The organism is Mesorhizobium sp. B2-8-1, from assembly GCF_006440955.1.
GTDB lineage: Bacteria > Pseudomonadota > Alphaproteobacteria > Rhizobiales > Rhizobiaceae > Mesorhizobium.
This window is the reverse complement of the sequence record NZ_VFTX01000002.1, coordinates 270,510-282,654: the sequence shown is the minus strand read 5'-3', so window position 1 is coordinate 282,654 and position 12,145 is coordinate 270,510. Positions and strand designations below refer to the sequence as shown.

15 protein-coding genes are annotated in these 12,145 nt (G+C 65.3%); 7 read left to right on the top strand and 8 right to left on the bottom strand.

What is annotated here, in order from left to right; translation table 11 throughout:
- The first annotated feature begins 128 nt into the window (after positions 1-128).
- The 4 genes from FJ428_RS05650 (at position 129) to FJ428_RS05635 (ending at position 5,366) form a co-directional block, all read left to right on the top strand.
- Complete coding sequence (locus FJ428_RS05650; protein WP_140516201.1) at positions 129-1,694, top strand: sugar ABC transporter ATP-binding protein; 1,566 nt, start codon at positions 129-131, stop codon at positions 1,692-1,694.
- Complete coding sequence (locus FJ428_RS05645; protein WP_140516199.1) at positions 1,691-2,707, top strand: ABC transporter permease; 1,017 nt, start codon at positions 1,691-1,693, stop codon at positions 2,705-2,707. The genes FJ428_RS05650 and FJ428_RS05645 overlap by 4 nt, the downstream gene beginning before the upstream one ends.
- A gap of 132 nt (positions 2,708-2,839) precedes the next feature.
- Positions 2,840-4,123: a hypothetical protein gene (locus FJ428_RS05640; protein WP_140499131.1), complete on the top strand. Its 1,284-nt coding sequence runs from the start codon at positions 2,840-2,842 to the stop codon at positions 4,121-4,123.
- A 127-nt stretch (positions 4,124-4,250) separates the two neighbouring features.
- Positions 4,251-5,366, top strand: a complete 1,116-nt coding sequence (locus tag FJ428_RS05635; RefSeq protein ID WP_140516195.1) for an ionic transporter — start codon at positions 4,251-4,253, stop codon at positions 5,364-5,366.
- Positions 5,367-5,388: 22 nt separating this feature from the next.
- Here FJ428_RS05635 and FJ428_RS05630 read toward each other — a convergent pair whose 3' ends face one another.
- The 4 genes from FJ428_RS05630 to FJ428_RS05615 form a co-directional block, all read right to left on the bottom strand.
- Positions 5,389-5,964: a hypothetical protein gene (locus tag FJ428_RS05630; protein WP_140516193.1), complete on the bottom strand. Its 576-nt coding sequence runs from the start codon at positions 5,962-5,964 to the stop codon at positions 5,389-5,391.
- On the bottom strand, positions 5,961-6,581 hold the full coding sequence (locus tag FJ428_RS05625) for a hypothetical protein (RefSeq protein ID WP_140516191.1): 621 nt from the start codon (positions 6,579-6,581) through the stop codon (positions 5,961-5,963). Before FJ428_RS05625 ends, FJ428_RS05630 begins: the two co-directional genes overlap by 4 nt.
- A complete protein-coding gene (locus tag FJ428_RS05620; protein ID WP_224519033.1) occupies positions 6,578-7,138 on the bottom strand; it encodes a hypothetical protein in 561 nt (186 codons plus the stop codon). Before FJ428_RS05620 ends, FJ428_RS05625 begins: the two co-directional genes overlap by 4 nt.
- 191 nt (positions 7,139-7,329) lie before the next feature.
- Complete coding sequence (locus FJ428_RS05615; RefSeq protein WP_140565410.1) at positions 7,330-7,698, bottom strand: hypothetical protein; 369 nt, start codon at positions 7,696-7,698, stop codon at positions 7,330-7,332.
- 173 nt (positions 7,699-7,871) lie between these two features.
- Between FJ428_RS05615 and FJ428_RS05610 the strand changes: the two genes are divergently transcribed.
- Complete coding sequence (locus FJ428_RS05610) at positions 7,872-8,174, top strand: hypothetical protein (RefSeq protein ID WP_140556357.1); 303 nt, start codon at positions 7,872-7,874, stop codon at positions 8,172-8,174.
- A gap of 62 nt (positions 8,175-8,236) precedes the next feature.
- Here the strand turns inward: FJ428_RS05610 and FJ428_RS05605 are convergent, their stop codons facing one another.
- Positions 8,237-8,941, bottom strand: a complete 705-nt coding sequence (locus tag FJ428_RS05605) for a helix-turn-helix transcriptional regulator (RefSeq protein ID WP_140499435.1) — start codon at positions 8,939-8,941, stop codon at positions 8,237-8,239.
- Between the two features lie 550 nt (positions 8,942-9,491).
- Between FJ428_RS05605 and FJ428_RS05595 the strand changes: the two genes are divergently transcribed.
- Positions 9,492-10,076 carry a GcrA cell cycle regulator gene (locus tag FJ428_RS05595; protein ID WP_140582546.1) on the top strand — a complete coding sequence of 195 codons (585 nt, stop codon included), beginning with the start codon at positions 9,492-9,494 and terminating at the stop codon, positions 10,074-10,076.
- Between the two features lie 237 nt (positions 10,077-10,313).
- Here FJ428_RS05595 and FJ428_RS05590 read toward each other — a convergent pair whose 3' ends face one another.
- Both FJ428_RS05590 and FJ428_RS05585 read right to left on the bottom strand, forming a co-directional pair.
- Positions 10,314-10,616 (bottom strand): DUF982 domain-containing protein, encoded by a 303-nt coding sequence (locus tag FJ428_RS05590; RefSeq protein WP_181167247.1) that lies wholly within the window; start codon positions 10,614-10,616, stop codon positions 10,314-10,316.
- 99 nt (positions 10,617-10,715) lie between these two features.
- On the bottom strand, positions 10,716-10,997 hold the full coding sequence (locus FJ428_RS05585; RefSeq protein ID WP_140499114.1) for a DUF982 domain-containing protein: 282 nt from the start codon (positions 10,995-10,997) through the stop codon (positions 10,716-10,718).
- A 134-nt stretch (positions 10,998-11,131) separates the two neighbouring features.
- Between FJ428_RS05585 and FJ428_RS05580 the strand changes: the two genes are divergently transcribed.
- The gene (locus FJ428_RS05580) at positions 11,132-11,728 is read left to right on the top strand and encodes a DUF6456 domain-containing protein (RefSeq protein ID WP_140499112.1); all 597 of its coding nucleotides are present in this window, start codon (positions 11,132-11,134) and stop codon (positions 11,726-11,728) included.
- A gap of 104 nt (positions 11,729-11,832) precedes the next feature.
- Here FJ428_RS05580 and FJ428_RS05575 read toward each other — a convergent pair whose 3' ends face one another.
- On the bottom strand, positions 11,833-12,138 hold the full coding sequence (locus FJ428_RS05575) for a hypothetical protein (protein WP_140499110.1): 306 nt from the start codon (positions 12,136-12,138) through the stop codon (positions 11,833-11,835).
- Positions 12,139-12,145: the final 7 nt, after the last annotated feature.

Below are 12,145 nucleotides of genomic sequence, written 5' to 3'. Positions count from 1 at the left end.
GTTGAAAATTGGCGAATGCGGAACAGACAGCCAATCTCCCCCCTTGCGGGGGAGATGTCCGGCAGGACAGAGGGGGGTGTTCACGCGCCGACGGGTCCGGAAACTGCATCGAGGGAAGCACCCATTCCATGGCTGAAGCCGCACCCGTCCTGCTCGCCGTCGAGGGCGTCACCAAGCATTTCGCCGGCGTCACCGCGCTTCGCGATGTCTCGCTCGACATCAGGCCCGGCGAAATTCTCGGCCTGCTGGGCGAGAACGGCGCCGGCAAGTCGACGCTGCTCAAGATCCTGTCGGGCGTCATGCCGCCGTCGGGCGGGCGCATCAGCTTCGACGGCGCCGACTACCGGCCGTCGAGCCCGCAGGATGCCAAGCGGCTAGGTATCGTCACCATCTACCAGGAGCTCAGCCTGATCCCGACGCTGACGGTGGCGGAGAACATCTTCATCGGCCGCGCCCCGACCGGTCCGCTCGGCCTCGTCTCCTGGCGCAAGATGGAGCAGGACTCCCGCACCATCATCGCCCGCGTCGGCCTCACGATCGATCCGATGACGCCGGTCTCGGCGCTTTCGGTGGCCGAGCAGCAGCTCGTCGAGATTGCACGGGCGCTGTCGCTGAAGAGCCGGCTGATCATCATGGACGAGCCGACATCAGCGCTGACCGAGACAGAGGTGCAGCGGCTGCTGTCGATCATGGACAGGCTGCGCAAGGACCATGTCGCCATCATGTTCGTCACCCATCGGCTGGAGGAGGCCGCCGCCATCTGCGACCGCATGACGGTGCTCCGGGACGGCAGGTTGGCCGGCAATCTCGACCGCGAAGGCGGGCCGATCCGATTGCCGCGCATCATCGAGAAAATGGTCGGCCGCGCGGCGTCCGAGCTCTATGCGCGGCCGGCGCAGCGCACGGTGGCCGGCGACGTCGTGCTGTCGGTGCGCGGGTTGCGCACGGTGCGCGATCCCGAAGCGCCGCACGCCATCGTGCTCGACGGCGTCGATATCGACCTGAAGGCCGGCGAGATCCTGGGTGTCGCCGGCCTCGTCGGCTCGGGTCGCACGGAGCTGGCGCGCGCCATCTTCGGCGCCGACCGGATCGCGGGCGGCACGATCACGCTCGACGGCAGGCCCATCGCGCCGGCCTCGCCGGCGGATGCCATAGCGCTCGGCATCGGCCTGGTGCCTGAGGATCGCAAGCATCAGGCGATCTTCGCCGCGCTCGGCATCCTGCCGAATTTCTCCGTCGCCTCGCTCGGGCGGTTCAGCAATGGCTTCGGCTTCATGGCCGAGCGGCGCGAGCGCGATGCGCTGGCGGGGTTCCGGAAAATGCTATCGATCCGCATGGCGTCGGCCGAGCAGGCGATCGAGGGCCTGTCAGGCGGCAACCAGCAGAAGGTGATCCTGGCGCGCTGGCTGGCGCGCGACCCCAAGGTGCTGATCGTCGACGAGCCGACGCGCGGCGTCGATGTCGGCGCCAAGGCCGAGGTGCACCAGATCCTGGTGCAATTGGCAGCGCGCGGCATAGCGGTGATGATGATTTCGTCCGAGCTGCCCGAAGTGCTGGCTGTGTCCGACCGGATCGTGACCATGCGCAAGGGACGCATCACCGGGCAGATGCCGGGCATCGAGGCAAGCGAGGAAAAACTGATGGAACTGATGGCGCTCGACCAGCCGGGAGCGGTTGAGGAGGAGGCACGATGAGCGTGGCCGAGGAACAGAGCCGGCGTGGCGGCATCAGCATTGCGCGGCTCTTGATGAATTTCGGGCCGCTGCTATTCCTGGCGGCGCTGGTGGTCGTCTTCACCGTGCTGAAGCCGAGCTTCATCGATCCGATCAATCTGTTCAACATCACCCGCCAGATATCGATCACCGGGCTGATCGCGCTCGGCATGACCTTCGTCATCCTCACCGCCGGCATCGATCTTTCGGTCGGCTCGCTGCTCGCCTTCTGCGGCATGGTGGCGGCCGTGGTCGCCAAGGGCGGCACCGCCAACACGCTGTCGCTGTCGACGTCGGGAACGCAGGGCTATGGCTGGTTCGCGGCGCTGCTCGCTGCCGTGGTGGTGGGGGCGGTGGCCGGCGGTGTTCAGGGCTTTGCCATCACCAGGCTGAAAGTGCCGCCCTTCGTCGTCACGCTTGGCGGGCTCACCGTGTTTCGCGGCCTGACGCTGACCATCTCCAATGGCGGCCCGATCTCGGGCTTCGACGCTTCTATGCGCTGGTTCGGCACCGGGCTGATCGGCCCCGTGCCGGTGCCGGCGATCATCTTCGCGGCGGCCGCCATCCTGTGCCACATCGTGCTGCGCTACACGCGCTATGGACGCGCCGTCTACGCCGTCGGCGGCAATGCCGAGGCCGCACGGCTGTCGGGCTTGCGCGTCGACCGCATCCTGGTCTCGGTCTATGTCATCGTCGGCTTCTTCGCCGGGCTCGCCGCCTTCGTGCTGTCGGCCAGGCTGAATTCGTCCGAAGCGGTGGCCGGCATCGGCTACGAGCTGACGGTCATTTCGGCCGTCGTCATCGGCGGTACCTCGCTGTTCGGCGGCATCGGCTCGGTGGGCGGCACCGTGGTGGGCGCCGCCCTGATCGGCGTGCTGCAGAACGGGCTCCAGTTCAACAACGTCTCGTCCTACACGCAAAGCATCGTCATCGGCCTGATCCTGATCCTGGCGGTGGCGTTCGATCGCTGGCTGAAGTCGCGGGTGAGGCGCTAATTCCTTCTCCCTTGTCGTCGGAGAAGGGGAAATCGCCGCTCTGCCATAGGCAGGAGAGCTCGCTACCTTTCTTGCAAAACAACCCCCCTTTGCTAGAAGGATTTCGGGCGGGTGGCATTCTGAGAGAACCTCATGTTTGCCGATATCATCAGACCGATCAGCTTGAGTTTTTCGCTGCTGCGGCGGTTCTGGCCGCAGCTCGTCGTGCTGGTGCTGGCCGGTGTTCTGGCCGGCGATCTCTTGCTGCAACTGGCGGCCAAGGTGGCGCTCGCAAATCATTTCGCCGGGCTCGCCATGCTGACGCTGGTGGCACTGGCGCAACTGGTGGTGACGGTGGCGATGTTCCATGTGCTGCGTCCCGGCTTGCCCCATGTGCTGGCCGCGCAGCGTGGCGCGGAAAAGGCCACGGTCGCCGAGGGGCAGGGAACCGCGGACCGGCGCGGTTCGCGGCTGGTGCGCATGATCACCATCGCGCTGTTACCCTTCTTCGCCTATTACGCGGCCTGGGGGTTCCTCGGCGACATCGTGCGGCAATATTCGCGCGAAACGCTCGACCGGGCCGGCTTCGGCCAGAGCGCCAATGTTCTGGACGTGCTGGATTCGCGCTGGCTGCTGGTCTCGGTGGCGGTGTCCTGGCTGGTGCGCCGGCTGGCCAAGTTCATGCAGGCGAAAACGGGCGCCGCCTCGTTCTGGCAGATCGTGGTGGTGATCTGCGAGACCAACTGGATCTTCGTCGGCCTCTACGTCATCAGCCGCTGGAAGGACAGCGCGCTGCAATGGCTGATGAGCCGCAATTTCTGGTCGGTTCTGCAGGCGTCGGCCGACGGGCTGGCGAGCCCGGTGCCGGCGGCGACGGCCGCGCCGATGGTGCCGGTCGAGATCACCTCGATCGCGCCCTCGACGATCGCCGTCAACCTGTTCTTCTACATGCTCTTGCCGCTGATCTGGCTGGTGATGGCGGCGCTGATCTATGGCTATGATGTGCGCGACGACACGGCACTGATGCGCGTGCACGGCCGGCTGGAACGCGTCGGCAAGCGCTATGCCGGCCTGCCGAAATTCCTGCGCGATTTCGTCGAGCATTTCGTCGCCGGCTACCGCTCGCGCTATCTGCCGATCGCCAATGGCGTGCGGCTGACGGTGAGTTCCAGCCTCGTATTGCTGTGTACGCTGATCGTCGGCTATCGCCTGCTCGACTGGGGCGCGGCCTGGCTGTGGCTCGGCGCGACGCGGCTGATCGGCCCGCACGAGCTCGACGTCTGGCAGATCCTGTCGCATGGCGTGACGCTGTTGTTCGGCAGCCCGTTCCAGGATTCCTCCACCGGCATCCTGGTCGAGCCGCTGCGCATCTGCTTCCTCGCCGCCGTCCTGGAGACGGCGTTCTCGCTATCGAAGGGGGGCGGTCGTTCCCGGTAGCGACGGGAATGACCGTAGCGTATCCTTGTCGCGCCTTGCCATGTACGTGTGATGGGGCGAAAGTGCGATCTTTCCTGGTCTCGTAAACAGACCGCCTGTTTGCACTCGCAAGATCGAAGAGAATGCCATGACTTACTTCTTCCGCCGTCGAAGTGAGGCAATGACCTTCGGCCTGCCTGTGGTCTGCTGCGCGCTGGCGTTGATATTGCAATCGAACATAGAGCCGATCGAAGATCGGACGGCGATTGTGGTGATCGTTGCCGGCATATCGATCATCCTTACCTTGGCAACCGTCTTTGCCGTGGTGCGACATGCGGAGGCGATAGCCCGACGTGTTGGACAGCCGTACGGCACCCTGGTCCTTACCTTGGCCGTAACGACGATCGAAGTGTCGATCATCGTCTCGATGATGCGACATGGCGCCAACAATCCGACCCTGGCGCGAGAATCCGTGTTCTCCACGGTCATGATCGTTTGCACCGGCATCGTGGGGCTGTGCCTGACACTTGGCGGGTGGCGGCACCGCCACCAGGACATCCGAAGGCAAGGCACAAGTTCCTTTCTTTCGGTGCTGACCGCGATCACGGTGCTGACGATGGTGCTCCCGAACTATACGCTTGCCACCAGCCCCGGGACATTTTCTCCCACGCAACTGGCCTTCGTCGCGCTGCTGTCGCTCTTGCTCTACGGCAGTTTCGTTTTCGCCCAGAGCTACAGCCAGAAAGAGGACTTCCTGGAGGTGCAGGTCCGTGAAAGCGCTCCGGAAAGCCATTCTCCGCAGGTCCACGGCGTGCCAACGCATTTCGTCTTCCTGCTTCTGGGACTGGTCGGGATCGTCCTGCTGACGGAACGGGTCGCGGCTGGCGTTGAAGATGGCCTTACCTACCTGCAGATCCCGCAATCGGATGCGATCGTCGGCGCGATGATTGCGTTTGTCGTGCTGCTCCCCGAGGCGATCTCCGCCATCAAGGCATCGTGGGGGAATGAGCTCCAGCGCGCATTGAACGTCGCTTTGGGCTCGGCGTGCGCGACCATCGGACTGACGATCCCGGCAGTGGCGGCGGCCAGCCTCATCACCGGAAAGTCGCTCAACCTCGGTCTCGGTCCGAGCGACGTGATTTTGCTGGTTCTGGCCCTTGCGGTGAGTGTCGTAAGTTTCAGTACCGGACGCACGACGGTTCTCACCGGACTTGCTCACCTCGTCGTCTTTGTTGCCTACGTCCTGTTGATCGCCGTGCCGTGACTCCGGACTGCCGGCGCTGTCGCTACTTCGGCGGCCGTTGAAACCGCAGGTACCACGGCCGCCCGCTTCCCAGCCCAATGGCGGGACGGATGGTCTTGATGGCATCCTCCGGCACGATGAAGGTGTCGCCGATGGTGATGACGTCGCCTGTCTTGGCGCCGGAGAAGATCGCCGAGGTGCAGTTCATCACGCCGTCCGGCAGTCTGACGCCCGAAATCATGTCGGGGAGCCAGCGGCGGCCGGCGGCATCGGTCAGCATCAGCCTGCAGCCCAGCCATTGCTTCTGCAAGTCGGGATCGCCGACGGTGACGGAGAAGGTGGCGATGACGGCGAAGGCCTGATCGGGCAAGCGGCCGGCCTTGCCGCCGCGCAGGTCCGCCAGCTTCCAGTCGCTGCCGCCGAAGTGCGCGGACTGGCCAAACTCGACATCCCTGGCGATGAGGTCTTCGCCGCCCAGCCATTCGCGCAAGCTGTCATGGCTGGTTTCTGCCAGCGCCAGCGGCAGCAGGATGACAAGCGCCGCCAGGCTGCGCCTGCGCCATTTTTTCTCGACCTGCCGCTCGGCGGCCGGCCCCATGTCGGTCGCGACGGCGCTCATGGCTTGCCCTGCGGTGTCTGGCCCGGAGAAGTCTGGCCCGGTGGTGCATCCAGATCGTATTGCGGCAGGATGCCGGCCGGTTGTCCATCGGCGCCGGCAGACAACCCGTCGAAGCTGATGCGGGCCTGCGCGTCGAGCGCGCCGAATTGGCGTTCCGAGACCAGCAGCCTGGCGCCGCCGATCTGGTCGGGCGGTACTTCGAAGACGAACAGGCCGCGTTTTTGCAAGCCGGGATCGACGCCGTGCGGCGGCATGTCCTGGCGATAGCCCAGCCGCTCCGTCTGGCGGTAGCGCAGACCGGTCGGACCTTGCCAGGTGCCGTCCGCGACCGTGATGGAGGCGTCGGTCGCGGTGAGGCTGGTCGTCACCACCGCCCATACGCCGCTCGTCGTCAAAAGCTTTTGCTGCCCGAACTGGTTGGTCTTCAGCGCGCGGGCAAAGACAACCTCGTCAAGCCGCACGTCAAAGCTGCGTGCCCGCACCGTGTCGTGCATGGCGCCGTCGACCGGGATGGGCGCGGTGAGGTCGGCATAATGCGGCTTGGAAAGCTGCATACCGTAGCTCAGCGCCACGGTGGCGGCGAGAATCGCGAGATTGCCGAGGACCCGCATCCTCATGAGCCGGCTCCCGGCGTGTCCGTTGCCGGCATATCGGCGAGCGGCAAGGTCACGGTGCCGAGACGGTAGGGATTGTACCAGCCGGGCGTGCCGTAGAGATTGTCGCGCGGCTTGAAGATCTCCGCGGTGACGCCGAAGGCGAGCGTCGGCGGCACGGCGGCGTCGCCGGCCAGCGGCCAGACATAGGCCAGGCGCTCGGTCATGCCGGGGTGCAGTTCCGGCGCCAGGGTCGAATCGCGTATCAGGGCGATCATCGGCATCGAGTCCGGCAGGGTGATTCCCTCCGGCTTGAAGACAGCGAAGTAGGCCTTGTTGGATTCGGCCGTGCGGTTGGTCATGTCGGCCTCCAGCACCAGTGCCTTCTGGCCCGGTTTCAGCGGCACGCCATGGATGTCGGCATGGCTGACATAGGCACGCACCGGTTTGATGCGCCAGCGGCCGGCATCGATGGCGGCATCGGACGGCAGTTGCGGCGGAGGGTGAGCGGGCAGGGCGCCAAAGGCGCCCATGAGGCCGGCCGCCAACAGCGCGGCGATGGTTCCCGCGCCTGCCGTCATCCAGGCCTGGACTCTTGAACGGGCAGTCTTGAACATTCCCTGATATGCACGTCGAACGATCAGCCACCCGCAGGCAATCTAGGAAGAAAACGCGCGGATGGGAACCCGCAAATGGCGGCATTGCCCAGTCCTTCTCGTGGCTGCGTCTCTCTCGTGGCGCAGTGTGGTCGCCGACGGCTTAGCGAGCCCGCCTATGCCGCCTGCAAGGCCCAAATGCGGTGGCCGTAGCGGCGAAAGAAGCGCGCCAGCAGGCGTTGTTGCCTCGCCCTGGCGAGGTCCGCCAGGCGCCGTTCCTGGCGCCAGCGCGGCATGTTGCGCCAGAAGGAGATGAAGCGGGCGGCGTCCTCGATGGCTTCCTGTGCCGATAGCGCCGGGCCGATCGCCGCCAGGAAAAGTGCTTCCGATTGTTTCAGCGCGTCGACGACCGCCTTGCGCCTGAAATGGCCGAGGCGCGCCTGGCGGATGCCGTGTTCGCGGATTCTCGCGAAAGCCTCGATGAGGGCGTGACTGTCGCCGTCATAGCCGCAGGCATGAGCGAAATCGGCGGCAAGGGCGTCCATCGTCTCTCCCGGGGTGCTGCACGCGCGCCGACTCGGCTTTGCAAGTCATATAGAAGCATAACTCAAAAATTGGCGAAAGAGAAACTTTTGCGGAGCCCTGAAAGATGCGACTCGACTCTCGTTTCAAAACACAGGAATATGCGAACAAACAAGGAACAAAAAGGCGAGCCGCGATGGCATTGACGGGCAAGGGATCAGTGATTGCGGATGTCGTTTCGATATCGGTCGAATGCGCCGATTGCGGCCGCAACAGGTGGTGGAAGCCCGATCAGCTGCGGCGCTTCGGCGTGACTGGCAATACGCCGCTGGCAGCGCTTTCGGGCCGGCTGGTCTGCTCGGCCTGCCGCGCCGACGGGCTGCCGGGCACGGCGATCCAGATCCGGGCGGCGTTTATCAACGAGCGCCAGCGCGTGCGCAGCGAGGCGCTGATGCTGAGCGAGCGCGAGATGCCGCTGGAGGGATCGGGGCGGGCGTGAGGTGGCATCGACGCTGGGTTTTGCCTGCTCTCCTTGTGGGAGGAAGAATTGCCCCGTCGCCCTCAATAGCCCAGCAATTCCTTCAACGGAATGACCCGCCAGACCTGCTTGATGGCGTAGCGGTTGAAGGTCAACGTCTTCGGCGGATTGTACTGTTCGACCACCAGTTCGGCGGCGGTGCGCTTGACCAATTTCTTGATGAAGGCCTTGCCGTTGCGTTCGTTCTCTTCCGGGAAGGTTTCGATCACCACGTGATCGCCCGGGACGGCATCGCGGCCGCCGCAATAGATCAGGTCTCCGGGCTCGTAACGGGGTACCATGGAATCCGAGAGCACATGCAGCGCGAACACCTTGGCCAGGTTGCGGATGCCGGGTGGGCGCTGGACGTAGCCGGCGGGCTCGCCGTTGAAGGTGAAATCGCCGTCGTCGCCGCCAACGGCGGCGCCCAGCACCTGGATGTCCATCGGCCCGGCGGGGGGCGGCCCGGCGTCGGTGACGATCTCGGCGTCGTTGACCGGTCCGGCATCGTCGAGGAAAACCACCTCGCCCTTGCCGAGCGCGACCGGGTCGACACGCAGAAAGGCGGCAGTCTTCAGGAGGTTTTCCGTCTTGGGCAGGTTGCGACCGGTTTCCCAATTGCCGACGGCGGCGACGTCGGTGTCGTTGTGCTCGGCGATGTGGCGCATGACCAGGCCGCGCTGCTTGCGCGCCTGGCGGATTGCCGCCCCGACCTTGATCGACAGTTGCGTTTTCACCATGGCGCCCATGTGACCAACAAGCGCTGCTTTCGTCCATGAAAGAATGGCTTGCATAAGTTTTTGAGTTATGCTTATATCCGTTCATGCAAAAGCTCAACCCCTTCCGAGTCGAAAGCGCCCTCGCTCATTCCCTTTCGCCCCGGCTGTCCTCCTCCCCGGCCAGGGCGAAGCGTGAGGCTGATTGCCCCGATGCATCAGCCGCACGTCCGGTCCGCCCGTCACCGGCGCGGCCGGAACGGCCGGAGCCGCCGCTCCCCGCGGCTCCGGCCCCCAATTCAGCGCGGCGCGGGTCCGCTCCCTGATACGCACCGAGGACGGCACCGTGATCCTGCTCGACAGGCTGACGGGCAGGGCGGTTTCCGCACCCGACCGGGTGACGGCAGAGGCGCGGCTGGCGCGCCTCGCCGCGCTGGACGGCCGGCCGGGCTGAGGCCGCCAATCCAACGGCCGACAGGCCGGATCGAACCCGACAATGCCCACCGCCTGCGGCGGGCCGACACCGACACTCGCTGGCCGCGTCGCGCGCTGCCGCGGCCGCGCAATGGACGGAGACCAGGACATGGCACTTTACGGCGACAAGGAATTGCAGGCGATCGCCGGCTGGCTGACGGACGGACTTTCCGCCTCGCGCATCGCGGCTCGGTTCAGCGCGTCGCGAGGCAGCCCGGTGTCGCGCGACGCCATCATCGGCATCGTTCACCGCAACGCCATGCTGAGTTCGATCGGCTTTGCCAACAGCAAACGCATCGCGGCAGCCGAGAGGGCGAATGACAAGGCCGCCGACCGCGCCGCCAAGGCCGGACGCAAGCGCGTGCCGAAGGGTGAAGGCGCGGAGCGCCTCGCAGCGCGCGAGGCCGGCGTGCTGATCGCGGACGGGCAAGCCTACCGCCTCGAGGTACCGGTGCCGCGGCGAAGCCCGATCGGCCGCCAGCCGCATGGCGTGGCAATGCGCTTCGTCGACTGCCTGTTCGGCCGCTGCCGCGCTCCGCTTGACCTGACGCTGGAGCAAAATCCGGAAAACGATGCTCCCGGAGGCCGGCCGGGCGTCCACATGCTGTGCTGCGGCATGCGCACAAGGGCGATGAAAAGCTACTGCACCTATCACCAGGCGCGCTTCCACCGGCGTGTCTGCGAGGCGGGGTGAGCTACCTTCCCCCGTTCTCGGGAGATGATGCCGGCAGGAGGCAACGCCGGTCAGGATTGGGAACACATCCGAGAGCTTGGGAGATTGGTTCAGATGCAAGGTATCGAAGCGTTGGCGCCTCTCATTGGCCTGCTAAGCATTTCTCTCCATAAGACGGGGAGAAAGAAGCTTGCTGCAACGCTGGCTTTTCTTTTGCAGTGTTGGCGATCTGGCGAGAACGGCGGCCACGCAACGCTTTTATTTTGGCAGATCGTGGCCCTGCTTTGGCATCCGCACGCTCATTGCATCAGGCATCGCTGGCCGGCCGTCATCGCCGGCCAATATGCGGGTAACCCGCGCGAAGCCGGTGAACGCTTTCATCGCGTCGGCGTGCGAAATCTGCGCCGCGATGGCCGCACTGCACGCGTTGAGCGCACTGCGGTAGACGTGACCACGCCGTTCAACCGGCCAGCGCTGCAGGAAGTCGGCTGCCTCAACGACGCTGTCGATCACCTCGACATGCCCGTCCAGGCATACTTTGAGCGGAGATCCTGTTTTCATGGTACCCACGGCGGTTACCTTGGCGTTGTGCGCGGCTCGGAAGCCAGCCCCTATCAACGTGCAAGGCGGCGGCGCGGTTGCATCACGTTTTCAGCCGCCTCACGGGCCCGCGGCGGCGTCGAGCCATTCATGGGCGCGGCTACGCGGCTTTGCCACCAGCAGCCCCTGCTGCCCGGCCGCCTTGGTGAAAGCCTCGAAGGCGACGCGCTGGCGGCAGCTCCCGTCGATGGCGAGCCTGACCAGCCTTGCCGCATCCAGATAGGCGGTGGCCGTCTTGTCAGGCCATTGCCGGCGAAGCGCGGTCGCCGCCTGGGCGATGGAGCCCACCAGCATGGTCTTGTTGTCGCAGAAGCGCAAGGTCACCGGCATGAAGGCGGTCATGGGCATACCTCCTGTTGGTTTGGTGCGGCACAACGCCCAGCCTCGCCGCTGGTTCCGGCGCACGCAGCCAATTTCGCCAGGGATTGCTGCCCCGCCAGCCAGCACCTCAATCCACTCCCCACAAGGACGCAGCCATGAGCAAGAAAGCCGCCAGATCAGCCAAACCGCAGACGCCGAAGCTGCCGAAGGGCGAGGCCGAGCAGGTGCGCATCCGCCGCGAGGTCGGCCATGATTTCGCGTTGCGGGACGATGAGTTCGGCCGCAAGCGGCTCGCAACCGGCACGTCGGAGGCGCGGCGCGTCTATGAGGTGTCCAATGACGGCCATACCTCCACCGGTGGTATCGTGCGGGTGCGCAGCATCGATCCGCTGCTGGGCATCACCTCGCTGTCGCGCCAGCAGCGCGAAGCCGGTCTGCGCTACCGCGAGGATTTCCGCGCCAGCCAGCAGGCTGATATCAAGCCGATGCGCTGGAGCGAACGCGTCGACGGCGACAGGACAAGCGGCGGCATCACCGACAGCGTGCTCAATGCCGGACGGTCGCACGCCGCAGCGACCCGCGCGCTCGGCCATTGGGAAGTGGTCGACGTGGTGCGGAAGATCGTGTGCCTGGAGCAGTCGGTCAGAGGCGTGGCGGGAGAGATGAGCGAGGGCAGGGACGTGGCGGCAAAGCTGTTGAGAATCGGGCTCGATCTGCTGGCGATGCACTACGGGATGATGATGCGAAAATAGTAGCCGGATGACAGGCGCAGCGCGCACGGCAGTGGCGCCATTCCTGGGCATGGGCTGGGCACGACAATCCGGCCGGCGCGATGCCGGCCGGATTGGTTGTCAGGTCAACGCCTGCAGACGCGGACTCTCTCGATGACCCGATGGTGATGACGCCAGTGTTTGATCACCTCGGTGTGGCAGCGACGATGACCGTAATAACGCGGACGGTAGCTCTCGTCATACATGCTGTAGCGGCGATAGTAGCCGTCATCGTCGGAATAATCGCGATAGTGGTGACGATATCTGGGAACATAATAATCGTCGTCATAGCCGTTGCCGATGCCAAGGGTGATGCTGGCGGCATTTGCCGGGGCGATCACGGCCACCGCCGAAGCGACGGCAATCACGGATGCGAGCAAGAGTTTCTTCATGGCAACC

What these genes read in the sequence shown, in the direction of transcription:
- FJ428_RS05650 (WP_140516201.1), top strand. Translation starts at nt 129, where the DNA reads ATGGCTGAAGCCGCACCCGTCCTGCTCGCCGTCGAGGGCGTCACCAAG.
- FJ428_RS05645 (WP_140516199.1), top strand. Translation starts at nt 1,691, where the DNA reads ATGAGCGTGGCCGAGGAACAGAGCCGGCGTGGCGGCATCAGCATTGCG.
- FJ428_RS05640 (WP_140499131.1), top strand. Translation starts at nt 2,840, where the DNA reads ATGTTTGCCGATATCATCAGACCGATCAGCTTGAGTTTTTCGCTGCTG.
- FJ428_RS05635 (WP_140516195.1), top strand. Translation starts at nt 4,251, where the DNA reads ATGACTTACTTCTTCCGCCGTCGAAGTGAGGCAATGACCTTCGGCCTG.
- FJ428_RS05630 (WP_140516193.1), bottom strand. Translation starts at nt 5,964, where the DNA reads ATGAGCGCCGTCGCGACCGACATGGGGCCGGCCGCCGAGCGGCAGGTC.
- FJ428_RS05625 (WP_140516191.1), bottom strand. Translation starts at nt 6,581, where the DNA reads ATGAGGATGCGGGTCCTCGGCAATCTCGCGATTCTCGCCGCCACCGTG.
- FJ428_RS05620 (WP_224519033.1), bottom strand. Translation starts at nt 7,138, where the DNA reads ATGACGGCAGGCGCGGGAACCATCGCCGCGCTGTTGGCGGCCGGCCTC.
- FJ428_RS05615 (WP_140565410.1), bottom strand. Translation starts at nt 7,698, where the DNA reads ATGGACGCCCTTGCCGCCGATTTCGCTCATGCCTGCGGCTATGACGGC.
- FJ428_RS05610 (WP_140556357.1), top strand. Translation starts at nt 7,872, where the DNA reads ATGGCATTGACGGGCAAGGGATCAGTGATTGCGGATGTCGTTTCGATA.
- FJ428_RS05605 (WP_140499435.1), bottom strand. Translation starts at nt 8,941, where the DNA reads ATGGGCGCCATGGTGAAAACGCAACTGTCGATCAAGGTCGGGGCGGCA.
- FJ428_RS05595 (WP_140582546.1), top strand. Translation starts at nt 9,492, where the DNA reads ATGGCACTTTACGGCGACAAGGAATTGCAGGCGATCGCCGGCTGGCTG.
- FJ428_RS05590 (WP_181167247.1), bottom strand. Translation starts at nt 10,616, where the DNA reads ATGAAAACAGGATCTCCGCTCAAAGTATGCCTGGACGGGCATGTCGAG.
- FJ428_RS05585 (WP_140499114.1), bottom strand. Translation starts at nt 10,997, where the DNA reads ATGACCGCCTTCATGCCGGTGACCTTGCGCTTCTGCGACAACAAGACC.
- FJ428_RS05580 (WP_140499112.1), top strand. Translation starts at nt 11,132, where the DNA reads ATGAGCAAGAAAGCCGCCAGATCAGCCAAACCGCAGACGCCGAAGCTG.
- FJ428_RS05575 (WP_140499110.1), bottom strand. Translation starts at nt 12,138, where the DNA reads ATGAAGAAACTCTTGCTCGCATCCGTGATTGCCGTCGCTTCGGCGGTG.